Origin of the sequence: Reyranella sp., from assembly GCF_044224635.1 — a bacterium.
In the GTDB taxonomy this organism is placed as follows: domain Bacteria; phylum Pseudomonadota; class Alphaproteobacteria; order Reyranellales; family Reyranellaceae; genus Reyranella.
The window spans coordinates 1-25,254 of the sequence record NZ_JBGAKA010000004.1 but is presented as its reverse complement, the minus strand read 5'-3'; the positions used below and the strand labels follow the sequence as shown (position 1 = coordinate 25,254).

Annotated in this window: 23 protein-coding genes; 6 read left to right on the top strand and 17 right to left on the bottom strand. The window is 64.7% G+C overall.

Annotation, left to right across the window (positions count from 1 at the left end):
• Window positions 1–82: 82 nt before the first annotated feature.
• The 9 genes from ACILR9_RS05100 to ACILR9_RS05060 form a co-directional block, all read right to left on the bottom strand.
• Window positions 83–1,177, bottom strand: coding sequence for a HupE/UreJ family protein (locus tag ACILR9_RS05100; protein WP_395708819.1), 1,095 nt, complete (start codon window positions 1,175–1,177; stop codon window positions 83–85).
• Entirely contained in the window at window positions 1,174–1,725 is a 552-nt protein-coding gene (locus tag ACILR9_RS05095) for a hypothetical protein (RefSeq protein ID WP_395708818.1), read from the bottom strand. Before ACILR9_RS05095 ends, ACILR9_RS05100 begins: the two co-directional genes overlap by 4 nt.
• Window positions 1,722–3,272 (bottom strand): GldG family protein, encoded by a 1,551-nt coding sequence (locus ACILR9_RS05090; protein ID WP_395708817.1) that lies wholly within the window; start codon window positions 3,270–3,272, stop codon window positions 1,722–1,724. The genes ACILR9_RS05095 and ACILR9_RS05090 overlap by 4 nt, the downstream gene beginning before the upstream one ends.
• Before the next feature lie 19 nt (window positions 3,273–3,291).
• Window positions 3,292–3,993 (bottom strand): ABC transporter permease, encoded by a 702-nt coding sequence (locus ACILR9_RS05085; protein ID WP_395708816.1) that lies wholly within the window; start codon window positions 3,991–3,993, stop codon window positions 3,292–3,294.
• Complete coding sequence (locus tag ACILR9_RS05080; protein ID WP_395708815.1) at window positions 3,990–4,937, bottom strand: ABC transporter ATP-binding protein; 948 nt, start codon at window positions 4,935–4,937, stop codon at window positions 3,990–3,992. The genes ACILR9_RS05085 and ACILR9_RS05080 overlap by 4 nt, the downstream gene beginning before the upstream one ends.
• A gap of 4 nt (window positions 4,938–4,941) precedes the next feature.
• Complete coding sequence (locus ACILR9_RS05075) at window positions 4,942–5,820, bottom strand: N-acyl homoserine lactonase family protein (RefSeq protein ID WP_395708814.1); 879 nt, start codon at window positions 5,818–5,820, stop codon at window positions 4,942–4,944.
• 124 nt (window positions 5,821–5,944) lie between these two features.
• Window positions 5,945–7,243, bottom strand: a complete 1,299-nt coding sequence (locus ACILR9_RS05070; protein WP_395708813.1) for an MFS transporter — start codon at window positions 7,241–7,243, stop codon at window positions 5,945–5,947.
• A 10-nt stretch (window positions 7,244–7,253) separates the two neighbouring features.
• Window positions 7,254–7,676, bottom strand: coding sequence for a PRC-barrel domain-containing protein (locus ACILR9_RS05065; RefSeq protein ID WP_395708812.1), 423 nt, complete (start codon window positions 7,674–7,676; stop codon window positions 7,254–7,256).
• A 516-nt stretch (window positions 7,677–8,192) separates the two neighbouring features.
• Entirely contained in the window at window positions 8,193–9,638 is a 1,446-nt protein-coding gene (locus ACILR9_RS05060) for an SDR family NAD(P)-dependent oxidoreductase (RefSeq protein WP_395708811.1), read from the bottom strand.
• A gap of 126 nt (window positions 9,639–9,764) precedes the next feature.
• Between ACILR9_RS05060 and ACILR9_RS05055 the strand changes: the two genes are divergently transcribed.
• The 3 genes from ACILR9_RS05055 to plsY all read left to right on the top strand — a co-directional run bounded on the left by ACILR9_RS05055 (window position 9,765) and on the right by plsY (window position 12,290).
• Window positions 9,765–11,045, top strand: a complete 1,281-nt coding sequence (locus ACILR9_RS05055) for a CmcJ/NvfI family oxidoreductase (protein WP_395708810.1) — start codon at window positions 9,765–9,767, stop codon at window positions 11,043–11,045.
• 214 nt (window positions 11,046–11,259) lie between these two features.
• Window positions 11,260–11,493 (top strand): hypothetical protein, encoded by a 234-nt coding sequence (locus tag ACILR9_RS05050; protein WP_395708809.1) that lies wholly within the window; start codon window positions 11,260–11,262, stop codon window positions 11,491–11,493.
• A 173-nt stretch (window positions 11,494–11,666) separates the two neighbouring features.
• On the top strand, window positions 11,667–12,290 hold the full coding sequence (gene plsY, locus ACILR9_RS05045) for a glycerol-3-phosphate 1-O-acyltransferase PlsY (protein ID WP_395708808.1): 624 nt from the start codon (window positions 11,667–11,669) through the stop codon (window positions 12,288–12,290).
• Between the two features lie 59 nt (window positions 12,291–12,349).
• Here plsY and ACILR9_RS05040 read toward each other — a convergent pair whose 3' ends face one another.
• The 3 genes from ACILR9_RS05040 to ACILR9_RS05030 form a co-directional block, all read right to left on the bottom strand.
• Window positions 12,350–13,510, bottom strand: coding sequence for a hypothetical protein (locus tag ACILR9_RS05040; protein ID WP_395708807.1), 1,161 nt, complete (start codon window positions 13,508–13,510; stop codon window positions 12,350–12,352).
• 272 nt (window positions 13,511–13,782) lie between these two features.
• Window positions 13,783–14,517, bottom strand: a complete 735-nt coding sequence (locus ACILR9_RS05035; RefSeq protein WP_395708806.1) for an MBL fold metallo-hydrolase — start codon at window positions 14,515–14,517, stop codon at window positions 13,783–13,785.
• A gap of 48 nt (window positions 14,518–14,565) precedes the next feature.
• A complete protein-coding gene (locus ACILR9_RS05030) occupies window positions 14,566–15,360 on the bottom strand; it encodes an adenylate/guanylate cyclase domain-containing protein (RefSeq protein WP_395709043.1) in 795 nt (264 codons plus the stop codon).
• A gap of 247 nt (window positions 15,361–15,607) precedes the next feature.
• On the opposite strand from ACILR9_RS05030, the gene ACILR9_RS05025 reads away from it, so the two are divergent.
• The 3 genes from ACILR9_RS05025 to ACILR9_RS05015 are packed head-to-tail and all read left to right on the top strand — an operon-like array spanning window position 15,608 to window position 18,790.
• Complete coding sequence (locus ACILR9_RS05025; RefSeq protein WP_395708805.1) at window positions 15,608–16,516, top strand: carbohydrate ABC transporter permease; 909 nt, start codon at window positions 15,608–15,610, stop codon at window positions 16,514–16,516.
• Window positions 16,513–17,364, top strand: a complete 852-nt coding sequence (locus ACILR9_RS05020; RefSeq protein ID WP_395708804.1) for a carbohydrate ABC transporter permease — start codon at window positions 16,513–16,515, stop codon at window positions 17,362–17,364. Before ACILR9_RS05025 ends, ACILR9_RS05020 begins: the two co-directional genes overlap by 4 nt.
• Before the next feature lie 55 nt (window positions 17,365–17,419).
• Entirely contained in the window at window positions 17,420–18,790 is a 1,371-nt protein-coding gene (locus tag ACILR9_RS05015; protein WP_395708803.1) for an ABC transporter substrate-binding protein, read from the top strand.
• Window positions 18,791–18,981: 191 nt separating this feature from the next.
• On the opposite strand, the gene ACILR9_RS05010 is transcribed toward ACILR9_RS05015, so the two are convergent.
• The 5 genes from ACILR9_RS05010 to ACILR9_RS04990 all read right to left on the bottom strand — a co-directional run.
• Window positions 18,982–20,034, bottom strand: a complete 1,053-nt coding sequence (locus ACILR9_RS05010) for an Ldh family oxidoreductase (protein ID WP_395708802.1) — start codon at window positions 20,032–20,034, stop codon at window positions 18,982–18,984.
• Window positions 20,015–21,409, bottom strand: coding sequence for a glycoside hydrolase family 30 beta sandwich domain-containing protein (locus ACILR9_RS05005; RefSeq protein ID WP_395708801.1), 1,395 nt, complete (start codon window positions 21,407–21,409; stop codon window positions 20,015–20,017). The genes ACILR9_RS05010 and ACILR9_RS05005 overlap by 20 nt, the downstream gene beginning before the upstream one ends.
• Window positions 21,402–22,742 (bottom strand): GH1 family beta-glucosidase, encoded by a 1,341-nt coding sequence (locus tag ACILR9_RS05000; protein ID WP_395708800.1) that lies wholly within the window; start codon window positions 22,740–22,742, stop codon window positions 21,402–21,404. The genes ACILR9_RS05005 and ACILR9_RS05000 overlap by 8 nt, the downstream gene beginning before the upstream one ends.
• A 56-nt stretch (window positions 22,743–22,798) precedes the next feature.
• On the bottom strand, window positions 22,799–24,586 hold the full coding sequence (locus ACILR9_RS04995) for an ABC transporter ATP-binding protein/permease (protein WP_395708799.1): 1,788 nt from the start codon (window positions 24,584–24,586) through the stop codon (window positions 22,799–22,801).
• A 504-nt stretch (window positions 24,587–25,090) separates the two neighbouring features.
• The coding region (locus ACILR9_RS04990) for a JAB domain-containing protein (RefSeq protein ID WP_395709042.1) at window positions 25,091–25,254 on the bottom strand (164 nt) is incomplete at its 5' end.

Below are 25,254 nucleotides of genomic sequence, written 5' to 3'. Positions count from 1 at the left end.
TTCTTCAATTGATGGCTGATGGATGCGGCGGGCATAGGCTTCACGAGTCACCTGATCACTTTCCTCGCGCTGCCAGCCACGATTACAGCATCGTATGCTCGGCCAGCAGCCCGACCGCCGCGACCAGGATGAGCGCGGATATGGCGGTCACCGCCTGTCTTCGCCATTCGACCCGGGACAGCAGGAGGAGCGCCGGGAAGAGCAGGGCGATGATTATTGCCTGGCCTGCCTCGACGCCGAGATTGAAGGACAGCAGCGACGAGAACAGGCTTTCACCTGGCACCTCGAGCTCGAGGAGCGCGCCGGCGAAGCCGAAGCCATGCACGAGGCCGAAGAGCAGGCCGACCAGCCATCGTCGCGACGGGGTGCGCTTCAGGAATATGTTCTCGCAGGCGACGTAGGCGATCGATGCCGCGATGAGCGGCTCTATGAGCCATGCCGGCGGCCTCACCAGGCCGAGCACCGCACAGGCGAGCGTGACGCTGTGGCCGACCGTGAAGGCCGTGATGATTCCCAGGAGGGTTCCAATCCTGCCGCCGCCCAGCACCAGCGCGACGATGAAGAGGATATGGTCGAAGCCCTCCAGTATGTGCTCGATGCCCAGGAGGAAGAATCCGAGCGCTCCGTCGCCGGCGGGATTCGCTGTCCGCGCACCTGCCGGCTGGTCGGCGATGGTGATCTGCGCTTCGGTCCGGTCCGGATCGAGCAGGACCAGCTCGGTTCGCCCGGGCCCTTCTATGCTGGCGAGCGTGTGATGGTCGCGACCAAACACGGCCGACAGGGTGTCACGCATCGTCAGGAGGCGTACCGGCGCCGGGCAGGCGTAGTGGATGACGATCACGACAATGGACCGTCCCGGCGGGGGCGGCTGCACGGCGTCGGGCAGCGGCACGCAGGCGCTGCCGTCGGCCGAGATCGTGACGTGGCGCGACACGAGGCCGGCGAGCGCGTCGTAGCCGCTGGCAAGTGGTACCGGCGTTGTGCCGGCCGGAGCGTTCTGGGCCTTGGCTGCCGTCTCGAGGTCCAGCGTCAGGCTGTAGCGGATGGTCTGACCTTCCACTGTCAGCCTTGCGAAGCCCGTCGTGCCGCCAGTATGGGCACCGGCGGAACCGGCCCACAGGAGGAGCAGCGCCACCGGCAGCATCTCGATGACGAGGCGTCGCCAGCCGTACCTCATCGCTGGAGGCTCCGGTTCAGCGCCTCCGTCCATTCCTCGCCCACGAACTTCGAGAGAAGGTGGACGCGGGGCTCGCCTTCGATCCTCATGTATTGCAGGAAGCCATCTGGATTGTAGGCGCCGAACTGCGCGGCAAGGACCGGTGTCTGGCCGTCCGCATAGAGCCTTGCCGTGAGACGCGGCGGGTCGAGCTCGAACGCCGCCACATCGGCGCTGGGCAGCTCGGCGGCCGAAATCTCGTTGGCGGGCGCTGATGTGTGCATCATCTGCACCGCCATGCTGAGGCGTTTGCCGGCTTCTTCTCCCAGGTCGGTGCCGTCAGGCATCGCCCAGCGCTTGTCGCCGGTGCGCACCGCCGCAAGCCTCTCGCCGCCGCGGCTGATCTCGACCCGGCGGATCTGCTCGGGGGGGCTGTCGAGCAGGCCTCTTGCTTCGAATTTCACGTTCTGGCGCAGCACGGGCTGGCTGCCGCTCAGCACCATTCCGCCAAGGAACGCCAGCGCGGCAATCGCCGTCGCCGGCACGGCGATGCGGCGCCATCCGATCATCGCCGGCGCCACCAGACGAAGCACCCCAGCGCCACGACCAGGAGCGGCAGCAGCATGACGATGACGCCGAATACCAGGCGGGTCTGCAGGCCGGTCAGGAGGATGTGGGGCGGAACCGGGATGCGCGACGAGACGGCGGTATTGCGCTCCTCGCGCGCCAGCCAGCGCGTCACGGCCAGCAGCAGGTCGCTGTTGGCCATGTAAGGGAAGAACGAGTTGCTGGCGAAGTCGGCGTCGCCGACCGCCACCACCCGCATCGGCCGGGTGCCGCCGCCGATCAGCCCCTCGATCGCGACTCCCAGGACGCGCACCCCCGCCACCGGCGGGCCGGCTTTGGCGAGCTCGGCGGTGGCTTCCGGGGCGGCGCCGGAGTGCCCGGCGACGCGGTGGCCCGCCGTCGCCACGGTCCGGGTGTAACTGTCTCGACTGCTGGTCAGCAGCGGCATGACCTGCAAGCCCGACGGCGACGCCGGAAGGGTAAGGGGCCGAATTCCGGGGTAGAGGGTCAGCGACAACGATCGCGTGATCGGATGGCGGTCATAGCCCGTGACGGCGACCAGCTCGGGGTCATTCTGATAATGGCTGAGAGGGTCGATCACGACCTGCTGCTCGAAGCGCACGCCGAGGTCGGACATCAACCGCTCGAGCTCGGGTTCGAGCACGTAGCCCAGATCGAACATGAAGAGGGCGGAGCCGCCTTGGCGAAGGTAGGCGCGCAAGGCGGCGCTTTCGGCGGGCAGCAATGTCGTTCGGGGGCTTGCCAGGACCACCACGGTGCAGTCCGACGGAACGTCGGCGCGCGTGGCCAGCACGAGCTTGTGCGTCTCGTAGCCTTGCGCTTCGAGGGCGCGGCGAAAGCGTCCCACGCCATGCCCGGGCATCTCGATGACATGCGATGCCGCATCGCCGTGGCTGTGGTCGGCCACGTTCTCGAGATGCGTATGAAACTCGAAATTGTCCATCGGCAGCTCGCCATGGCCTTCGACGAAGCAGACGGAAATCTTCCGTTCACGCAGCACGCGCTGCACGCCAAGCGCGATCTCGGCTTCGTCGGTGCTCTGCACCAACACGCGGCGTCCTTCCGCCTCGATCAGCGCGGCGTTGTAGATCTTGACGCCGCTGGTGCGGGCGAGCGTCGGTTCCTTGTCGGGGTCGACCACCTTGAGCTTGAAGTGCGGGTTGCGGCGTTCCATGACCTTGAGGATGTCGCGCGACCGTTTCGCCGCGGCGTCGCGCGAGTGATAGAAATAGGTGACCGTGACGTCGCGGTCGAGGGCATCCACCACCCGCATGGCGGCAGCGGACGGCGTATAGACCTTCTCACGCGTCAGGTCGACATGGCTGTCGTGAAGCGTGAGGGCGACGTTGGCCAGCGCTGAGACACCGACGGCGGCGATGACGACACCGGCCGCATAAAGCCGGCTGCGCCAGGGGCCGAGCCGGGTTTCCAGCGGGAGCTTCAGACCGGCCCAGAACACTGCCGCGACAGCGACGAGCCAGCCGGCAAACCAGAGCAGGGGAACGATCTCGAAGTGATGCTCGTCCATGACTTTAGCGACGCATGGTTCAACGACGCACGAGCGCCCGTACTGTGAGGAAGAGCCCCAGCAGCGTGATGGAGACAAAGAAGCCTGCATCGGACGTGTAGACGGCGCCCACCGCAAACGGGGTGAAGCGCGCCAGGAGCGACAGGCCGATGAACCAGTTGTCGACCGGCGCCGGCAGCAGCGCCGCCAGCGAATCGATCGCCCACAGGAAGCCGAACACGCCCAGCGATGCCACCGCCGCGACGATCTGGTTGGCGGTGAGGGCCGAGATGGCGAGCCCGATCGAGACGAGCGCGCCGCCCAGCAGCACGAGGCCAAGATATCCGCTGTAGACGGGTCCCCAGTCCGGCTTGCCGAACAGTCCCAGGACCACGGCGTAGGTGAAGGTGAGCCCGATCATCGCCATCAGCAGCACCATGGCGGCGGCGAACTTCGCGAGCACGATATCGATCTCGGGCGCCGGCGAGCTCAACAGGAGCTCCAGGGTTCCGCCGCGGCGCTCCTCGGCGAACTGGCGCATCGTGACCAGCGGCACCAGGAGCACGAGCTGCATGGCCGACTGGAAGAAGATGTGGACCAGGGTCGCCTGCTTGGACATGACCAGCGTCATGACGAAGCTGTAGCCATTGAGGACGAGAAAAACCGCAACCACGGCATAGGCGATCGGCGACACGAAGAGGGCGCGGATCTCCTTGATTGTCAGCGTTCGCAGGATCGTCAATGGACGGCCTTTCGCGCGGTGACCGCGAGGAAGGTCGCCTCGAGATCCGCGCCGGCCTCCGACATCTCGATGACGCCGATACCGGCAGCGCCGAGCCTGGCGACGACTTGGTCTATGGTGCTTCCGCCGTCCGGCCAGCGGACGAGCACCGCGACCATGCCGTCAGCCTGCGGCTCCTCGACGATCTCGGCGCCTGCCATCGCCGTTCTCAGCGCGGACGCGATCCCCGGCGCGAGATCGGCACGGGTGCGGAGGCGAACCGATTGCGAGGCCTTCACGGGCCGCACGGCAAGCAGGCGCCCATCGAGCAGGATGGCCACCTGATCGGCCAGGCGGGCGATCTCCGCCAGGATGTGCGAGCTCACGACGATCGAGCAGTGCTCTGCAAGGCCACGAATGAGGGTCCGGAACTCGATGATCTGGCGCGGATCGAGGCCGTTGGTCGGCTCGTCGAGCACCAGGAGATCGGGCTCGTGCAGCACGGCCTGGGCCAGGCACACGCGCTGCCGGTAACCGCGCGACAGGCGGCCGATGATCGTCTCGCCGACCGCCTCCAGGCCGAGCCGCTCTCGGGCCAGCCCGAGGGACGTATGCAACTTCCGTCCGTCGAGGCCGCGCAGCCGGCCCATGAAGGCCAGGAACTCGTTGACCCGCATCTGCGGGTAGAGCGGCGCGTCCTCTGGCACATAGCCGATCCGCCGGCGGGCCAGCCGGCCTTCCCGCACGACGTCGAAGCCGGCGACACGAACCGTGCCCGCCGTGGGGCGCAGGTAGCCGGTCAGGGTGCGCAGGATGGTGGTCTTGCCCGAGCCGTTAGGGCCAAGCAGACCCAAGACCTCGCGGGCGCCAACGTCGAAGGAGACGTCGTCGACCGCGAGATGATTGCCGTAGCGTTTGCTCAGACCCTCGAGCGAGACCACCGCCATGGCGGGGTGCTGCGACAAGGCCTCAGTCGTAGAACTCCGGCGCCTTCTTCATCGCCTTGAAGGCGTCCGGATCATGGGCGGTCATGAAGTCCGCCTTCTCTGTGGCCATCATGAAACGGATCCACTCGTAGGCGCTCAGGATGCCGCTCGGCGAGTAGGCGAGCACGATGTTGGGCGGCAGGTTCTTCTCGACGTTCTCGCGGAAATAGACGTTATCGCCGGTGAGGATGACCGGGCCCTTGTTCTTGAGCCGCACGGTCATCATCTGGCTGCCCGGCGTGTGGCCGACCGCGCGCTTGACGACGAGCGTGCCGTCGCCGAACAGATCCCTGTCGCCATCGAGCTGCAGCATCTTGACCGCGTTCGGGAAATCGGCGCCGGGTGCCCTGAGCGGCAGGAAGTCGCCGAGCATGTACGGACCGCCCGTGCCGGGCTCCGGCCAGAACGCGTTCTGTATCTCGGATTTCTGGACGACGATCGTCGATTTCGGGAATTTCGCGACATTGCCGCCATGGTCGAGATGGAGGTGGCTCACGACCACGTAAGTGACGTCGTCCGGTCTGACGCCGATTTTCTGCAACTGCGCGTCGATCGCGATATCGGGCGTGTTGACCGGCTTCATCGCCTTGAACGCCTCACCCCAGTAGGAGGGATCGGTGATGATCTTGTCGTTGTTGCCGGTGTCGAACACCACGATGCCCCTGGGATGCCTCACGACGTAGAAGCCCACCGGGACCTGGATCTCGGGCGTCATGGGGGCGTTGTTCTGCAGCACGCCCCTGCCGATGGTCAGCGCGCCTGAGCTGAAAGCGTAAAGCTTGATGTCCTGCGCATACGAGGCGGCGCTCAAGGTCGCCGCCGAAGCAAAGGTCGCCAAAGCAGCAATCGCCTTGCGCATCATGCTTGCCTCCCCGGAAAGATTGTGAATCTTGGCGCGTCCGCCAAGGGAACTCGCACTATGCGTGTGAGTCCAACACATCCTTCGCAGGCCGTCAATCATCGGGGGATGGTTCCGTGAGCCGCTGTCATCGGTCGCCGGGCGTGGACGGCCGGGTCTCCGGCATCAGCAGCCACGCCGTCGCGAGACAGAGGGAGGCGGTAACGGCGAGCCCGAGGAAGGCAATGGGGCTGCCGAACGTGTCGCTGAGGTATCCCGCAAGCGTGGGACTGAGCGATGCGCCCACGCCCATCATGGTGCCGATGACCCCTTGCACCAGGTTGAAGCGCCCTGTGCCGCGTGTCAGGTCGGCCACCGTCAAGGGCACCATGACGCTCAGCACGGCGGCGGTCAGTCCATCGAGCAATTGCACGACGACCAGCAGGTAAGGGTCGCTCACCGTGGCGAACAGCAGGCCGCGGATCGGCAGGGCGGCGAAGCCGGCGAGCAGCAGCGGCCGGCGCCCCAGGCGCTCGGCCTGTCGGCCGACCCACGGCGAGAACAAGGCGACGACCAGTTGCGGTCCGACGATGCAGGCGCCGATCAGCACGGTGGCCCATTCGCTCGAGCGTGTCGTCAGAACGCTGCCCATGAGCGGCAGCATGGCCGCGTTGGCGAGATGGAACAGCAGGATGCAGACGCCGAACACTCTCAGCGAGCGATTCTTCAGAAGCTTGAGCAGATCGGCCGGCGATCGTGTGCTCGGCTGGCTGCGGCCATCCGGTCGATCGGGATCGCCCCCTTGCTTGGGTGGTCGGCACGACGACCGGCCGGGAATGTTGCCGTGCGCCCGGTCGGGGTCGATCTCCTCCGCCGCCACGCCGCGCAGCACGAGCAGGGTGGGAATGAGCAGCGCCGCCGTGACCAGGAAGACCGACTGGGCAGAGAAGAAATAGCCGCAAGCGCCCATCGCGGCGGCCGAGAGGCCCGAGCCGATCGAGGCGAAGCGCGCATTGCGGCCGAAGCGCTCGCCGATGGCTGAGTGGCCGACCAGGCCGAGGCTGATCGCCGCAATGCACGGCCCCAGGACGCAGCTCGCGGCGGCATGCACGATCGCGGCCACCAGCACGGCCGGGAAGACCGGCATGGTCGCGTAGATGAGCGCGCTCAGCGCGATCGCCGAGACGGCCACGCCTGCGACGGTGCGTTCTGAACGGGCGGCATCGACCAGAGCGCCGCCCGGCATCTGCCCCGCCAGGGAGACCAGGCCGGCGACCGTCATGACGAGGCCGATCTCGACCTGAGTCCATTTCTGGGTCGTCAGATAGACGGCGATGAACGGCCCGAAGCCGGTTTGCACGTCGGCGACAAGGAAGACGAACCAGTCGAGCCTGCGGAGGCTGCGCTGCGAAGGTCGAGGCGGTGAAGGAGCGGCATTCTCCGTCACCGGCGGCCCGTCACGGCAATGTTTCGAGATTGCCGGATGCACCCAGCACGATGATCGGCTTATCTTCCTTGTACTCGGGTGCGGCCTTCACCTGGTCGCGCGTCAACTCGAGCACGACGGCATACTGCTTGCCGGCTGCGGGAACGAAATGCAACGCCTTCCAGTCGACGGCGATCTTGCGGCTGCCGACGCCGAGAAAGCCGCCGAAGTCGATGACGGCGGCCCGCACCCGTCCTGCGCCGTCGACCAGCACGTCGACAATGCGGCCCATGTTCTCGTCCGCCGTGCTGCGCACGTCACGACCGAGAATGCCGCGCACTTCCTGCGCCCCGAGCACGGTGACCGACGGTGTCTGGACGGCGCCAGGCTGAGCGGCTGCCGCCAGCGCGCTGAGCGCCGAGGCGAAAAGGACGATCGTGAACCTGTTGCCCATTGAACCCTGCCATTCGTCGAGCGCCTCCGGCGAGCCTCAAGAGAACGAACGACGCTTGCCTTGGTTGCCCGGGCACTGTGGATTCGGACGACAACGGTGGGCGCGGCAAAGATCCTGTCATCCCGAGAGCCTGTGATTTTTTCGACGCCAGCGCCGCCGACTACAGGATGCAGAAAGGAAAGGTCCCCTCTCGCCGCGCTCGGGATGACATCGATTTTGTCATCCCGAGCGCGGCGAGGGACCTTTCTTGATGTCTCGAAGGTCCCTCGCCTGCGGCGCTTGCTTCGCTCATGTTGATCATGCTCTTCGCGGTCCGCGAAGAGCATGAACCTGATCCCTTCGCTGGGCAGCGTGAGCCTCAATTTCGAAGCTCGCGTGCCGTCACTTGAACCAATCACGCTCTGGCGCCTTGCTTGGGATGACGATATGCTGGATGTCCAGTGCTCCGCGCCATGCGAGGTGGGCTGTCTCTATCGCGCGCATACCCCCGCCTGCGTCGCCGTGTGTCTCTGATCGCTAATACATCACGTCTCCGCCGTTGGGCGACAGGGTGGCGCCAACGTAGAAGCCGCCGTCCGGACCGGCGAGCAGCAGCGCGGTGGCGGCAATTTCCTCCGGTCGGCCGAAGCGACCCACTGGCAGCGCATCGATGAAGGCCTGGCGATCCTCGGGAGCCATGGTCGCGGTCAGATCGGTGACGATCGGGCCCGGTGCGATGGCGTTGACGCGAACTCCCTTCGGCGTCGCTTCCCATGCCAAGGCGCGCGTGAAGCCCATGATCGCGGCCTTGGCCGCCGAGTAGGGCGCCGAGTTTACCGCTCCCTTCAAGCCGCGCTGGGAGGCGACGTTGATGATGCAGCCCTGCCCTCGGGCCACCATCGCGGGGTAGACCGCCTGCGCCATGAAGAACATGCCCTTCAGGTGAACGGAGAGGATTCGGTCGAATTCCTCCTCGGTGTAGGCCTCGAACGGCTTGCGGATGTTCATCCCTGCATTGTTGAACAGGATGTCGATGGGTCCCAGCTCTTGCGCCGCTTGGCCGATGAAGATCCGGCCCGACGCGATATCGGCGACATCGACCGAACGGTGCAGGGCGCGCCGGCCGAGGGCGCGGATCTCGCCGGCGGTTTCGTCCGCCTTGGCGTCGTCTTTCAAATGGCAAAAGGCGATGTCCGCGCCCTCGGCGGCGAAGGCGAGTGCCGTGGCGCGGCCGATCCCGCGCGAGCCGCCAGTGATCAAAGCGATTTTCCCCGCGAGCTTCATGCTGTTCTCCCTTGCCATCGCGCCATGTTGCCATCCGGCGACCACCAGGATCGCGTCGAGCGGCGACGATACCGGGCGGGCAGGTTGAAATGCCAGGGGCTCTCCAGGAGGGAGAGCAACGAGGGCCGCAATCGAGTAGCCCAGCCGGTGCCACGCCGTGCGGTTCATGATCATGGGCAGCATGTCGCCGGAGGGGCAATCCGGGAGGTCTGACGAGTAGCGCGCCGTGTTCTGCATCACCAGGCGGTTGCTGCGCGGCGGGCGGCCGCGGGCACGCAGATGGGCGGCGGCGTAGACCCGGGGATGGTTCTGCAGGTTGAGCCCGACTCCTGACCGGTTTGCTACGACGGCGATGCCGTGCGGTGCCAGCTCGCCGGCCGGGCCGATGCCCGCGCGGAGCAGCAGTGCCGGCGAATGTATCGCCCCGGCGGACAGGATGGTCTCGCGCGTGCGGAAGGTCGCCCGGGCAGACCCGGTCGAGGCCTCGATACCCGTGATGCGCCGACCCTCGATGATCAGCCGCTCGACCGTGGTGTCGCCGAGGATGCTGAGGTTGGCTCGCGCCCGCGCCGCTGCTCCGAGATAGGCGCGGACCGACGAGATGCGGTGCTCGGGCACGTTGCTCATGGGCAGCGGCCCGTAACCGTCGGCGAAGACGACGTTGAGGTCAGCTCGTTCTTGGGAGCAGCCGGCTGGCATGTCGTTCGCGCGGCAGGCGGGGCGACATTTCGCATGACCTGGATTTATGACCTGGAAAAGATTCATGTTCTGGAAAGGGCAGGGTCCGTATGCCACGCTGAGCGCAATCCAATCGGAGGTGTTGCCATGAGCCTGCTCGAGGTCGCCGGGAACAACGTCGCGGTGGACAGGAAGAGGGTTTCGTCGGCCTATGTGCCGTCGCTCCAGGTCACGCAGGGGCAGCCGGCGCCCATCGCGGCGAACGGCGGCCTGTCCTACATGTCGTTCGATCGGGACGGCGATGCGGGGACAGCCAAGGCGCTCGAGGATGCGCTCGCCCAGATCGCCGAGGGCGAGGGCCAGCGCGTTGTCGACATGATCGACAATGCGCCGCCAGGCCGTCCGATCGAGACCCGCTGGGGCCCAGCGTTCCGTGATTACGACGCGTGCGTCGACTACATCCGCGCGACTGGCATGACGGCGCCGGAGGGTGGCCTGGCTCTGCCGCTCGCCTATACTGTCTACGAGCGCCCAACCTATTCGATCGTTCCGTCCAACGCCCTGTGGTGCGACCCGGCGCGCGCCGAGATCGCCAAGGTCCTGCGCAAGAACGAGGAGCAGAACCGGCGGCGCGACCTCTACTTCCCGCACGTGATGCGCGATGCGCGGCGCATCTCGGAGTATCACCCGGGCCTGTCGCCCAACAGCCCGGAATGCATGGACCGGCTCGGCGTCTCGCTGGCGCACCTCGAGTCCAAGTGCCGGAACTTCTACGACTCGGCGGAGGTGGAGCGCGTGTTCTACCCCGAGATCGAGAAGCTGCTCCTCGATTTCTTTCCCGGCGCGGCCGACGCCCTTGTCTACAACCACGACGTCTTCGACAAGGACTATGCGGGCGACCGCACCGAGGACCAGGACAACAAGAATCCGGGCGTGAACGCCCGCTACGTCAACCTGGTGCACAACGACCTGAACGACAACAGCGGTCGGGTACGCTGCCGCGAGCTTCTCACCAGGAACCTGCGGAACTTCGGGCGCCCGCAGCACTATACGGAGGAAGAGGCCGACCGGAAGATGTCGCGCCGCTTCATGTCGATCAATCTCGCCAAGCCGATGGAGACGGTCGAGCAGTTCCCCTTCGTGCTCTGCGCCTGGCCGTCCTTCGCCGACCAGCCGTACATCACCAACTACCGCATTTACGACGACCGGGTTGGCGAGACCACGCGCTTCACGCATCGTGCCGACCACGAATGGTACTGGTTCCCGCGCCAGACCTCGACGGAGGTCTCGATGCTGAAATGCTACGACTCGGTCGCCGATGGTTCGGTCTCGCGGTGGTCCTTCCACACCGCCTGCATTGACCCGACCGCGCCCGCACAGGCGCGGTGCCGCAAGAACGTTGTCGTGCGCTCCTTCGTCTTCTTCTAGGAAACTTTCGCGCCGACCACCATCCCGACGCAGAAGCCGAGCAGCCGCGGCGCCAGCCGGCGTCGCGCCACGGCGGTGTGCCTCCGCCCTCGCTCGCCTGCCTGAGGTTCCTTGGCAGCAGCGGGATGGACAGCAGGACGACGGCGGCCGGCAGGATCCCGGGCACCGGTTCAGACCTGTCGATGAAGCGGTCGTCGCTGGCACGACGGTGTCAGTGGGGCCAAGCTACGTTCCCTGCTTCTTCAATCTGCCCGGTGGCCGGGCGAACAAGTCCGGAAGGCCAATCGAGGCGCCGGGCAACAGCTACACGCTCAATCCAACGGGGCAGCCGCACAGTGCGATGATCGCCGCCGAGAATGTCGCCCTGGTGATCTATTCGGGCGAAACCGACGACGTCAAATCGGTCGAGATCGTCGACATCGAGCCATCATTGGAGGAAGTGGCGTAAGGTGTGATCCCGCATGCTAGAGTGGTAATTTCTCTTAACTCCAGCGGCGCTTCGGCCGTGGGGCGCGATACTGGACCCCGAAGGCACGGGTGGCGCGGTTGCCCTCATCGTGGTGGACAAAGCTGGCGGCGATTGCTTCTACTGGCTCCGTCCTGGCGATCGAGAGATGGTTGATGGTTGATGTTCTGAAGGTTCTTGCGGCCTTGGCCATGGGCTACCTTCTAGGCAGCCTCAATACAGCAGTTATTGCAGGAAGAGTTTACGGCAAGGACATCAGAAACCATGGAAGCAAGAGTGCCGGGCTTACCAATGCGCTGAGGGTGCTTGGGAAATCTGCCGCGGCGCTGGTTCTTGCGGGAGATATATTGAAAGGGGTCGTTGCCTGTCTGATAGGTCTGCGCCTCGGCGTTTATGTTCAGTCGGGAGAGGATTCGGATTGCGTGAGCCTTTTGGCAGCCGGCGCAGGAGCGGTCATCGGGCATAACTGGCCGGTCTATTTCGGGTTCAGAGGGGGCAAGGGCGCCCTTACGGCGGCGGCCGTGATGTTCATGGTCAGCTGGGTCATGTCCCTCATAAGCCTCGGCTTCTTCGTGATGATCGTGGCTTTGACCCGCTACGTTTCCCTGGGCACGATATGCGCCGCGATGGTCTTTGTGGCCATTTCATTCCTGCCTGTATTTGGGAATACCTATTACTTTAGTATATTTGCGCTTCTCATGGCGTTCGTGATCATTCTCAAGCATAGGGAGAATGTACGAAGGCTGCTTTCGGGAACAGAGAACAGGCTTACCCTCTGATTTTCTGGGGCAGTCCACAGGAACGGTGCTCGGCGGCAGATGTTGCGGAAAGCGGTTCCTCAACGCCAGAGTCGCTCGCTTGCGATGGCCGCGCCGTCGCGCATCGCCTCGAGCTTGGCCCAGACCACGTCCTCGGATACCTGGGTGTCGCCGACGATGGTCCCGAAGCCGCAATCGGTTCCCGCCATGACGCGCTCGCGGTCGCCGACGGCGCGTACGGCGCGCTCCAGCCGCTCGGCGATCACCCGCGGGTGCTCGACGTAGTTGTGCGTCGATTCGACCACGCCGCAGACCAGGGTCATGTGGTCGGGCAGCTTCTGTGTCTTGAACGCGTCGATCTCGTGGCTGTGACGCGGATTGGCGAAGGGCAGGCAGAGCGCACTGGCCTTCACCTGGTAGCAAACCGGCAGCACGTCGGGCGCCGGGACGTCGTTCACGTGCGGGCTGTCGCGGTTGCCCCAGCAGGCGTGGAAGCGCACCCGCTCGGCCGGGATATCGGCCAAGGCCTCGTTCAGCGCGGCGACGTGCATCTCCATCGCTTCGATGAACTTCGGCAGCGGCTCGTCCTGGAAGTAGCCGGCGCGTTCGATGCCGAGGTCGGGCGAGTCGATCTGCAGCACATGGCCCTGCGCCACGATGAATTGGTACTCTTGCCTGAGCTCGCGGGCGAGGGCGAAGACGTAGGCCTCGTGACTGTCGTAGTGCTGGTTCAGCAGCGAGCAGGCGGCGAAGCCGGGCGATACGGCGGTGACGAAGGTTTCCGTGAAGCGCTGTGGCTGGCGCGCCAGCGCGCCGGCAAAAGCGTCGAGCTCGGCCCTGGCGCCGTCCAGGCCCTCATAGCACACCGGCCCGATCGCCGCCGGAAAACCGTAGACGTTGAGCCGGCGGACGCCGCGCGCCTGATAGTTCTGCCACCACTTGGGAAAGTGCTGCATGTCGAGGATCGGCCGGCGGCGCGATTGGCCGCCGAAACCCGACATGCGGCCGGTGATGTAGCTGAAGAAGGTCGAGCGCGGCATCTCGCCGTCGTTGCCGACATCGATGCCGCAGTCGAGCTGGCGACGCACGACGTAGTCCATCGCCTCGTCGGTCAGCGTCGGGATCCGTGCGGCATCGACCGGCTTGCCTTCGGCCTGGGCCACCAGCAGGTCAGCGAGCACGTCCGGTCGCGGCAGGCTGCCCATGTGAGTGGTCAGGATGCGGTCCGTGCTCCGTTTCATGCTCTCGATCCTCACAGCAGGCGGCGGCCGGCGACATCGAAGTAGAAACCGCGCGCCTGCCGGATACAAGCCGCACCGTCTCGATCACTCGTGCCCGAGGGTGGGTCGGGCGCGGATCGGGCTATTTCTCTTCTGCCGGTGTGGCGATGGCAGGTCCTTCGCCGGTGATCAGCAGTATGGAGTTGGCGGGCGCAGCCCTGCTACCATGGTGGCAGCGCCTGCCCCGAAGCGGCTGAAGGCGAGCAAGGCCAGCATCTGCCAGCTGCCAATCGTCAGACCGTGAGCACCATCCCGTCTTCGGCGGCTTCGCATCCGGTCTCGGCGACGCGAGCCAGCATGCCGGGGTTCATGTGGGTCAGCACCACGCGCTTGACGCCGAGCTCCGGGAGGTGACGAGCAAGCGTTGCGTAATCGAGGTGGAACCTGACCTGCTTGTCGAAGAAATAGGTCTCGGCGATGAAGAGGTCGGCGCCGGTGGCCGCGTCGCGCAGGCCGTCGACCCATTCCGTGTCGCCGGAGTAGCAGAGGGTCTTGCCGTCGACCGTCAGGCGGAGTGCGAAAGGCGGTGCGCCACAGGGATGCTTGACCACGAAAGGCGTCACCGCGATCCCCTCGACATCGTGGGTGCAGCGCGGCTCGAGCTCGCGTATCTCGCTGACGAAACGGCGTTCCACCCTGGTCGATCCGGGGAAAAAAGTTTCCATGGCGGTCGTGAGGCGGTCGCGCAGTCCAGGCGGTCCGGCAATGATGAGCGGCGCCGTGCGGCGGCTCACGAGCTGCGCATCCAGAATGAAAAACGGCAAACCACCGAAATGATCACCGTGCAGATGGGTGATCAGGACGGCCCGAATTGTATTCGGGTCGATGCCGAACTTGCGGATCGCGATCATCGAGGAGGCGCCGCAATCGATGAGGAATGCGCCGCGCGCGTCGCGAACATAAAAGCACGTGTTGAAGCGGCCGCCGCTGCCGAACGCATCTCCCGAGCCCAGGAACTGCAGCTCCATCGAAAACTCCATTTGACGAGCTTCGCCGACTTATAGATTGCGATTCATTTACCCATCGACCCGGTAAAGACGCCACCGCTTCGGCACGCCCTTGAGTTGGTGAACACCGCGATCCTTGAACAGGATATCGGACTTCGGCATCAGATCCCTGACGGGGCTCGAGACCAGGACCTCACCGGCGCGCGCCTTCGCGGCGACTCGTGCGCCGATGTGAAACGCGAGACCGAACACGTCAGGACCGCTCACCTTGTATTCGCCCACGTGCAGGCCCACCCTGACCTCGAGCCCCAGTGTGCGCACGGCCTCTCGGATTGCGGTCGCGCACTGGACCGCCGCCGCCGGCGCCGCGAATGTCGCAAGCAATCCGTCCCCTGTCGTCACGACTTCCTTCCCGCGCAACGTCTTCAGCTCTCTCCGGACGGTTGCGTAGTAGTGATTCATCACTTGTGTCCAACGCGAATCGCCGAGCCGCGCGGCCTTTTCCGTGGACTGGACGATGTCGACGAACAGGATCGTGGCGAGCACCCGTTCGAGCTCGGCGCCATGATTGGCAGGGCGGCGCTTGATGGCGATGCTGCCAGCCAGCGGTTCATAGCGGTGGTTGCGCCGACGTGCGATCGCGCTTCTTACATAGTCCTTGGCAGGTTGTACCGCGCCGCAGCGAACGGTCTTCTCGCGCGGTGGGACCGTCCAGTAGATCTTGCGTCCGTCTCCCACGCCATGGACCTCGACGGCGCCCCACTTCAGGAAAACCGTCGCGCCAACCCGACGAACCCACCACGCCTTTGACGTGTATCCGGACACGTTCGATTGGTGGACTCCGATGCGAAGGAACTTGGGCATGTGCGTGCGGCGCGGCTGTTGCGTGTGGCCCATCGCAATGTGATCGCGCATGCCTGCCTTGGCAACAATGCTGACCCCATGGGCCTCACTCCCGCGCAAGACCAGTTGTATCGCACTGGGCAAATTGCCACACTCGCTCTCGGACTGGACCGGCCGAGGCAGGCCATGATGCACCAAGCCTCCTTTGCCGACGGGACAGGAACGCCACCGCGCGCCAGAACGCGGGGCCAGGAGGAAGGAGCGAACGATGGCGGTCACGACCACGACCGACAGCCCGGCCGCGGCCACCGGCACCACGCCCCTGACGCGGCGACGCGGAAAAATTGGCGCCGACAAGCTCTGGGCGCTGGCCTTCGTCACCCCCTACGTCGCGGTGTTCCTGGCCTTCGTGATCTACCCGATCGGCTATGGGCTGTGGCTGGGCAGCAATCCGGCCAGCTATCGCGCTCTGTTCAGCGATCCGGTCTATCCGCGCACGGTGGTGAACACGCTGCTCTATCTGCTGTTCGGCGTGAACCTGAAGCTGTTCCTGGCGCTCCTGCTGTCGGGCTTCTTCATGCGCAAGGGCTGGTGGTCGAAGGTCCTGCTGCTGATCTTCATGCTGCCCTGGGCGATTCCGGCGCTGCCGAGCTACCTGTCGATCAACTGGATGCTGAACGGCCAATGGGGGCTGATCAACAACATCATCTGGAACGTGGCGCAGGTCGACGGGCCGCCCTGGCTCGACAGCCACTACTTCGCGCTGGGGTCGGTCATCTATGGCCATATCTGGAAATGGCTGCCCTTCTGGACTCTGATCTTTCTCGCCGGGCGCATGGCCATTTCGCTCGAGCTGTATGAGGCCGCTTCTGTCGATGGCGCGAGCCCGCTGCAGAAGTTCACGCTCGTGACCCTGCCACTGATGGCCGGCATGTACCTGGTCTGCACCATGCTCTCCACCATCTGGGCGCTGGGCGACTTCAATGCCGTGCGCTTCATCTCCGGCGGCGGGCCGGCGCTGTCGACGCACGTCCTGGCGACGCTCGGAATCCGCAACGCCTTCGAGCTGGGCGATCCCAATCTCGGCATGGCGACGGTGCTGACGGCGCTGCCTCTGCTGATCCCGCTGGTGATCCTGCTGATGCGCCAGTTGCGGAAGAGCGAGGTGACGATATGAATGTGCGTCGCCGGGCTCGCGTGCTCAACGGCATCGGCGTGTGGCTGCTGTCGGCGGTGTTGCTCGTGTGGACGCTGCTGCCGATCTACAACATCATCCGCGTGTCGGTGCAGGAGAAGGAGGAAGTGCTCAGCACCTCTGTGTTCCCCGTTGCACCGAGCACGCATGCCTTCGACGTCGTGTTCCGTCAGGCCTTCTGGCTGCTCGAGACGTTCTGGAACCAGATGGGCAACAGTTTTTACATTGGTATCGTCGTCGCGTTCCTGACTCTGGCCATCGGGACCCTGGCCAGCTTCACCATCAGCCGGATGCGCATCCGCAACGGCTGGATGCTGACCAATGCGGCGCTGCTCACCTACGTGATCCCGATGTCGTTCCTGGCCATCCCGTTCTACGGCATCATGGGCAAGTATGGCCTGACCAACAATCCGATCGCCGTGATCGCGGTCGAGGTGACCTTCGCCACGCCCTACGCGATCTTCATCTTCCAGCAGTACAGCGCCTCGATCCCGTTCGAGCTCGACGAGGCGGCGCGCATCGACGGGGCCTCGCCGCCGCAGATATTCTTCCGCATCTATCTGCCGCTGATGGCCCCCGCCCTGGTGGCGATCGGCACCTATGCGCTGCTGCTGTCCTGGAACGAATATCTGTACGCATTCCTGTTGTTGTCGGGCGGCAAGGTCATCACAGTGCCGGTTACGCTCGGCAAGTTCCTGGTGGGCGACGAGGCACCCTGGAACTACCTGATGGCGGCGGCGATCATCTACGCCATTCCGCCTTTGCTTATCTATTACGGTGTTCGCCGCAAGATGCACGGCGGGCTGACCATGGGCGGGGTGAAAGGCTGAACACGGCGCCCCCATCGAGCGTAGAGGGGGCGTCGAGGTCTAGGGAGGAAACAAGATGGCAGGCATTACAAGGCGGCAGGCGTTGGTTGGCGCAGGGGCCGCGATCGCGGCGGGCACGAGCGTGATGCCGCGCCGTGCCACGGCGGCAGGCGAGCTCACGGTCTGGTGGACCCAGGGTTTCTACAAGGCCGAGAACGATGCCGTGATCACCTGGATGGCTGACTGGGAAAAGAAGAACAACACCAAGGTCAATCTGACCATCATGAACGGGCCGGATGTGATCACCAAGCTGATCGCCGCCATGCAGGTGGGCGACGTGCCGGATGTGGTGCACACCGTAACCGGCGACCGCTTCCTGGTGCCGCGCGCGGCCTGGAACGATCAGCTCGAGGACGTCTCCGAGGTCGTCGACTCGCAGAAGAACGAGTTCACGGAGACCGCGCTGATCAGCGGGCGCCTCTACAACGCCAAGCAGAAGAAGAGCTCGTACTACGGCGTGCCGACCAAGGCTTCCTCGCTGATGAACTCGGTCTGGCTGCCGCTGCTCGAGGAAGCAGGCTTCGCCGCGACCGACATGCCGGCCACGCAGGACAAGTTCTACGATTTCTTCCAGACCGTTCAGGACAAGCTGCGCTCCAAGGGCAAGCGCATCTTCGGCCTCGGCTACTCGATGGCGGCGAAGGAGGCGGATGCCGGCAACCTGTTCCACCAGTTCCTGGTGAGCTACGGCGGCGCCGGCATCGTCACGCCGGACGGCAAGCTGAACATCGACGACCCCGCCGTGCGCAAGGCGGCGACCACGTCGCTGGAGCGGTTGACGACGCCGTTCAAGAAGAACTACGTGCCGCCCGGGGCGATCAACTGGGGCGATGTCGACAACAACAACGCCTTCTTCGCCAAGCAGATCGTGATGACGCCCAACGCCACCATCTCGATCGCCGCGGCGCAGATGGACAAGCCCGATCTTTACTTCAAGGAGATCCTTACTCGCGGCGTCCCCATGGGCAACGACGGCAAGCCGGTGCCGAGCGTACTGGCGATCGCTCCCACCATCATCCCGAAGGGATCGAAGAACGTCGATGGCGCCAAGGCTTTGTTGCGCGATTTCATCCAGCCGGCGAACCTGAACGCCTACCTGAAGGAAACCCGCGCCCGCTATTTGCCGGTGATGGCCTCGATCGTGAAGAACGATCCCTACTGGACCGACCCGAAGGACCCGCACCGCCAGGTCGCGGTGGACATGGGGCTGATCAAGCCGACGGTGCCGTGGTGGATGTCCTACAACCCGGCCTATTCGGCCGTGCTGTCCGAGCAGATTTGGCCGCAGGCGGAAGCCAACATCACGCAACGCAACATGACCCCGGACCAGGCCACCGAGGAGGCGGCCAAGCGGATCAAGCAGCTGTTTGAGCAGTTCCAGAAGTAATGCGCGGGACGTCCCTTCGGTCATCCTGAGTAAGGCGCTTGCGAAGCAAGCGCCGTAAGCGAAGGATCTCATCGCCAGAAGTTCCACAGAGCTATCTGGCGGGCGGCGATGAGGTGCTTCGCTGCGCTCAGGACGACAATGATTTGGACGCCGCCCTAAAGGGCGGCGCTTCAATCCAAGAAGATCACGCTCTAGCCAAAACCAAGCTCGTCCGCGATCCTGTATTCGACGGCGAGTGCGCGCAGTTTGTCCCATGTCGCGTCCTCGACCTCGATGCCGTTCTTGCGCCGCTCCTGCTCGCGCAGATATTCGACCTCGCCGGGATAGAACACGCCGCTCGAACCTTCGGAGGGCGGTGTCGATTTGAGATAGCGCGCGAACTCGACGACTTCCTTCTTGAAGTCCTGCAACGGCCGGAACGCGGCGACATTGAACACGGCCATGAAGCAGCCGTCGTTGTGACGGCCGGTCGGCTCGACGCCGAAGCCAAGGCCGGTCAGCAATCCGCACAGCACCTCCACCATCGCCGCGAGGCCGCTTCCCTTGTAGCCCTCGGTGCCGCCAAGCGGCAGCAGCGCACCGCCTTTGCGGAAATCCCTGGGATCAGTCGTGTGGCGACCGTCCGTATCGATGATCCAGCCTTGTGGGATCTGCTCGCTGCGAGCGACGGCAAGCGCAATCTTTCCGGCCGCAACCGCCGAGGTCGCCATGTCGAGACAGAAGGGACCCTCGAGATCGGAGGGCACCGCGATCGAGATCGGATTGGTGCCGAGCCGCGGCTCTCGTCCTCCGAATGGTGCGACATGCTTGGGCGACCGGCCGGAATCGGCGGTGGCAAGCCCGATCATGCCCTCGCGCATCGCCATCATGGGATAGGCTGCGAGTCGGCCGACATGGCTCTGGCGAAATACCGTGCAGGCCGCGACATTCGCCGTCTTGGCCTTCTCGATCGTGAGAGCCATCGCCTTGGCGTTGACGTGGAAGCCAAAGCCCCAGTGGCCATCGATCACCGTTGTCGTGGGCGATTCGCGCACGATGGTCCACGCCGCGCCAGGCACAATGTGGCCGGCCTTCACGCGATCGATGTAGGTCGGGATCGCGATCACACCGTGTGAATCGTGACCGGCGAGGTTGGCGTTCACGCAGCCGACGGCGACCGCACCCGCCTCCTCATCGGAGGCGCCGGCAGCCTTCAACAAGGCTGCGCCGATACGGGAGAGACGATCAGCTTGAACGATCGGCATGGATTTCCTCGGGACTACGATCCCACCGGAGGGTCGCGACATCGCCGGCCCCCAGCTCCAGCGTGGCGTACGCGCCTTGGTGCCGAACGCGAAAGCGGCTTGCACGATCGGAGTCATTCGTGACTACCGTCACCACCCGCGAATCAGGCGTCAGGCAAGCGACGTTGGGAAGCGAATCCACTTCGCTCGAATAAACCCGCACCGACCCCGGTCGGATGAACCGCGCCGAGTGCGCCATCAGATAGTATCCGGGATTTCGCTTGATTGTAGCGCCGATGGTAATGCCGCCGAGCGCTCCTACGGCGCCGCCAGGCGTGTGCAAGAGGAACTCGGGATCATTGGCAAGATTCCATTCCAACGCAGTGCGGCACCAGTTTCTCAGGCCACCGACGATCACATTCTTCGTATGCCAGCGCAGGGCGCCCATGAAATCGTCATGTGCGGAAACCCATTGCTCGGTGAAGTACACCTTCTTCTCCGGATAGTGCGCCCAAACCTTTGACATCGCCTCCGGCAATCCATTGTACAAATGCCAAGCGACTCCGCCGATATAGGCGCGCGCCTCGGCGTCGCCCAGCACCGCGAGCGGATAGTCGGGCTCGTCGCAATTGTGGTCCCAGCAGAGTATCTCGGTTTCAGGCGCGCCTTTGCGCAACTCCGGTCCCAGGTATCCCTTGATGAACTCCGCCTGTTCGGTGGCGGTCATCACCATGCTCGGTTCGTTCTTCGGGTTGCGCGGCTCATTCTGCGGTGTCACGGCACTGACATGAATGCCAAGCCCGCGCATCACCTGCACATATTTCACGAAGTATCGTGCATACGCCGAGTAGCACTCCGGCTTCAGCGATCCTGCTATGAATCCGTCATTGGTCTTCATCCACGGCGGCGCCGACCACGGCGAAGCGATGATCTTCATGGTCGGATTGATCCGCAATATCTCCTGCAGCACGGGAACCACCTCCGGATCACAGGCGGCAATATTGAAGCGCGCGAGATCAGGGTCCGCCGTTCCGGGAGGCAGATCCCAATAGGTGAAATCGTTCCGGCCGAGATCAGAGGCGCCGATACTCAGTCGCAGGCAGCTCAGCCCGAGCGACGCATCGGTCGGGCCAAACAGCTCCTGCAGCAGGTCCGCGCGGTCTGCCGGCGCAAGCCCCGCCAGCAAATACGCGCTGCCGCCGGTCAGCGCGAAGCCGAAGCCCTCGATCGGCTGAAAGGTCCGGCTATCGTCGATCTCGATCGTGGCGAGCGCATCCTGCGGCAATGATCTGGAAAATGCCACCGGCTGCATCGGCTGCAGCAACGCATTGGCGCCACGCGTAACCCAGCCTTCGATCGTCCCGTGATCGCCCCGTTCTCCGGCTTGTTCACGCATGACGGCCTTGCTGCTGCGCCTGGATCAACTGCGCGAACCAATCAAACGATGCCTTGGGAATGCGTCTCTGGGTCGCGTAGTCGACGAAAACGATCCCGAAGCGGCTGGCAAAGCCGGCGCCCCACTCGAGATTGTCCAGGAGCGACCAGAGAAAATAGCCACGCACATCCGCGCCGGCTGCAACAGCCTGCTCCAGCGCCTTGGTGTAGGTGGCAAGATAGGCAATGCGCCCGACGTCGTCGCTCACCCCGCCCGCTTCATCCAGCGCCTCGTGGGCCCCGTAGCCATTCTCCGTGATGTAAACCGGAAGCTTGTAGCGCTGGTGCGTGGCGATCACCTCGTTGCGGAACGCGTCCGGGTCGATGCGCCAACCCACGCCGGTCAGGGGGACGTCCTTCGGCGCATCCGCCCAGGCAAAACCGAGCGGGCCCTGGTCGGCGCGCGCATAGATCGGGCAATAGTGGTTCAGGCCCAACCAGTCGATCGGCTGGGCGATGCGCGCCATGTCTCCCGGCTGCACGAATTCCTGCAAACCGTCGGTCAGCTCGGGAGGATATTCGGCGAGGCATTGCGGGTCGGCGTAGAGCCGGTTCCAGCAAGCGTCCAGGATACCGGCCGCCACCGCGTCCTGTGGCGCGGCGCTGATTGGCAGACAGGCCTGCCGATTGTAGATGGCGCCAAGAAGAGCTCCCGGCGCCAACGCCCTCAGCGCGCGGACCCCCTCGCCATGCGCGAGATTCACGTGGTGAGCCGCCTGCAGGAAACTCCGCCGGTTGGCAATGCCGGGTGCATTCCAACCCATGCCGTAGCCGAACAGCGTGCACACGTTGGGTTCGTTGAACGTGGCAAAATGCCGAACCCGGTCGCGAAAGCGGCGCGCAACCAGGGCGGCATAGTCGGCAAACCAACCAGCGATATCGCGATTCTGCCAACCGCCAAGATCGTCCAGCGCCTGCGGCAAATCCCAATGATAGAGGCACAGCCACGGCTCTATGCCGCTGCGCAGCAGCTCGTCGACCAGGCGATCATAGAAGTCGAGGCCCAGGCTGTTGGCTTGGCCGCGCCCTTGCGGCAGCACGCGCGGCCAGGCCACGGAGAACCGGTAGACCTGTGCGCCAAGGCGGCGCATCAGTGCGACGTCCTCCTTGTAGCGGTGGTAGTGGTCGCACGCCACGTCGCCGGTATCGCCGTTGGCGATACGGCCCGCCTGTCGGCCGAACAGGTCCCAGATGCTGGGGCCGCGCCCGCCTTCTGCGACCGCTCCCTCGATCTGATAAGCCGCAGTGGAGACGCCCCACTTGAATGATGCAGGCAGCGCCAGGGCCGAAGGCACGGGGCGCTCCGGTGCAGAGTCGACGTCAGGTCCAGCCGATCCCACAGGGCCCTCCCTCAAACTGGTGTTGCAACGTGCGTCTTGTCGGCCGCTACGTCGTAGGACGCGGTCGCTGCTTCCACATGCAGCACGCGCTGGAAAAATCCGTCGGACAAGGCGGTTCGACCAACGGCCACGATTGCGGCCGACGAAAATTCCTTGACCAGCAACTCGGCCATTTCGCGCTGGCCCGCTGTATCGAGCGCATTCATTGCCTCCGACAGGAAAATCCAGTCGGGCCGATGAAGCAGCATGCGCGCAAAACTGAGCCTTTGCCGCTGCGCCGCGGAGAGTACCGCTTCCCAGTTCTCCGTCACGTCGAGCCGGCCGGCCCACTCGCCCAGGCCCACGCGACGCAACGCCGAATTGACGTCGTCCGGCACGCACACGCCAAGTGTCATCGGATAGCAAACGGTCTCGCCCAAGGGACCCACGGGCAGATAGGGCCGGTCAGTGACGATGAACATGTTCGCGTCCGCCGGCAGCGTCACTGTCCCGGCGCCCCATGGCCAAAGCCCCGCAATGGTGAGGATGAGCTTGTGGCAAATCGGCGTCTTGCCCTCGATCAGCACATGCTCGCCGGGGCCGATCTCGGCCGTCATCTCCTTCATCACCGGCGTCCCATCGTGCTCCATCACGTGCACGCCGGCGAGCTGCAACGAATTGCCCTCGTGCTTCACCTCGATGCGGTTCGCGCCGAGCTTCTCCTGGAGCTCGTCCAGCGCATTCTGCAGCGCCATCACGCGCTCGACGGAGGCCCGCCACAGGGCGAGGCCGGAAAGGTTATCGACCGGAAACGCCAGCGCAGCGGTGACTTGCGAGAACGCCTGCGCCATTTGCATCAGCGTGCCGAGCGAGATCAGCCCCATGATGTAGCGCGGCGCCGCGACAAGAAGCGGGAACGGGTTTGCCAGCACGCCGTACGCCGTGGTGAACACGATGATGCGCACCAGGCCATAGGTCTGGCGCTCCCAGCCCCGTCTCACGCCCCGCAGCAGCTCCTGAAGATGCGCTCGCTCATCGGTATCGCCGCGGATCAAGGCGATGCTTTCCGAATATTCCCGGGCGCGCGCCAGGCCAAACCGGAAATTGGCTTCCACCGTCTGCCGCAGATTGGAGGCGCCGACCAACGGGAACCCCGCCCAGAGCGCCAGGCTGGTGCCGATCGCCGAATAGACAAGGGCGACGAAGACCATGAAGCCGGGGATGGGAATGACCGTGTCGCCGATTTCCACATGGATGACGCCGGAGAGCGTCCACAGCACGGCGACGAATGTCGCAAAGAGCAGGATGCAGTAGAACGCAGCCTGACCCAGCTCGATGGCCGACTCGGTCGTCACGCGAATATCCTCGGCGATTCGTCCGTCCGGATTATCGCCGTTCTCGTCCGCGACCAGGCCGAGCTGATAGTGTCCTCCTTGCGCCATCCAGACTGCCAGCGTGTTCTTGGTGATCCAGACACGCCAGGCGAATTCCAGGCGTCGCTTGGTGTAGAGCGTTATGGAGAAGACGAGGATGCTTGCCAGAAGCAGGAGCACGAAGTCCGTGATCAGCCCCAGGAACGCGTCGAGGTGACGGCCTTCGATCGCGTTGTAGAGCTTCGCCGACCAGGAATTCAGGCCGACCTGAACCGCAACCTGTGCAACCGTCAGGGCCGCGATCAGCGCCAGGCGGCCCCGGTTCATCCATTTGTGCTCCGCCGACCAGAAAGGCAGGGCAAAAAGGACGAAACGCCATAGAAAGCGCCCCTGATGGACCATCCCCGTCCTGGGCTGGGCACTGTCGGCCGACGTATCCTGCTTCATTGGCTCCGCCCGCCTTGTCTAGCGCAGGCTTGCCGAAAGATGCTGGAGCGGCCGACAGAAAGGCGAGCACGCCCGCCATGTTCTCTTCGGTCCCGAAAGCCGGACGACCCTCGAGGGACCCGGGAATAGCATCGGATCGGACGTCGATTGCAAGCAGCCCCCGCGTCGTGCACGTGCCGGCAACCTGGATTGCTCTACGGGCACGAGATTATCATCGAAGCCACGTTGTATCAGAAAATGGCGGTAAGCCGGGCCCCAGAAATGTGAGTGGATTGGTGCGGCGCAGCAAGACTTCGCTCGGGCTTGTCGGACGTCGAAGCGGCGCGGGTGACGCCGGCTGGACGGCAACATAGCCAGCATGGGCCCAGGTCCGGATGCATCCGGCACGGTTGTCATCCCGAGCGCAGCGAGGGACCTTTGAGGCAGCAGGAAAGGTCCCCTCGCTGTGCTCGGGATCACAGGGTTTTCGTCGTGCGCACCACGCGTCAGTATCGGAAGCTGGCTTTACGACAGCAGCCCCAGGCTCCGGAAGCTCGCGTGCCCCTTGCGGCCGATCACCAGGTGATCGTGGATCGCAATGCCCAGCGCCTCGGCAGCGGCCTTGATCTCGCGCGTCATCTCGATGTCGTCGCGTGACGGCTTGGGATCACCCGATGGATGGTTGTGCA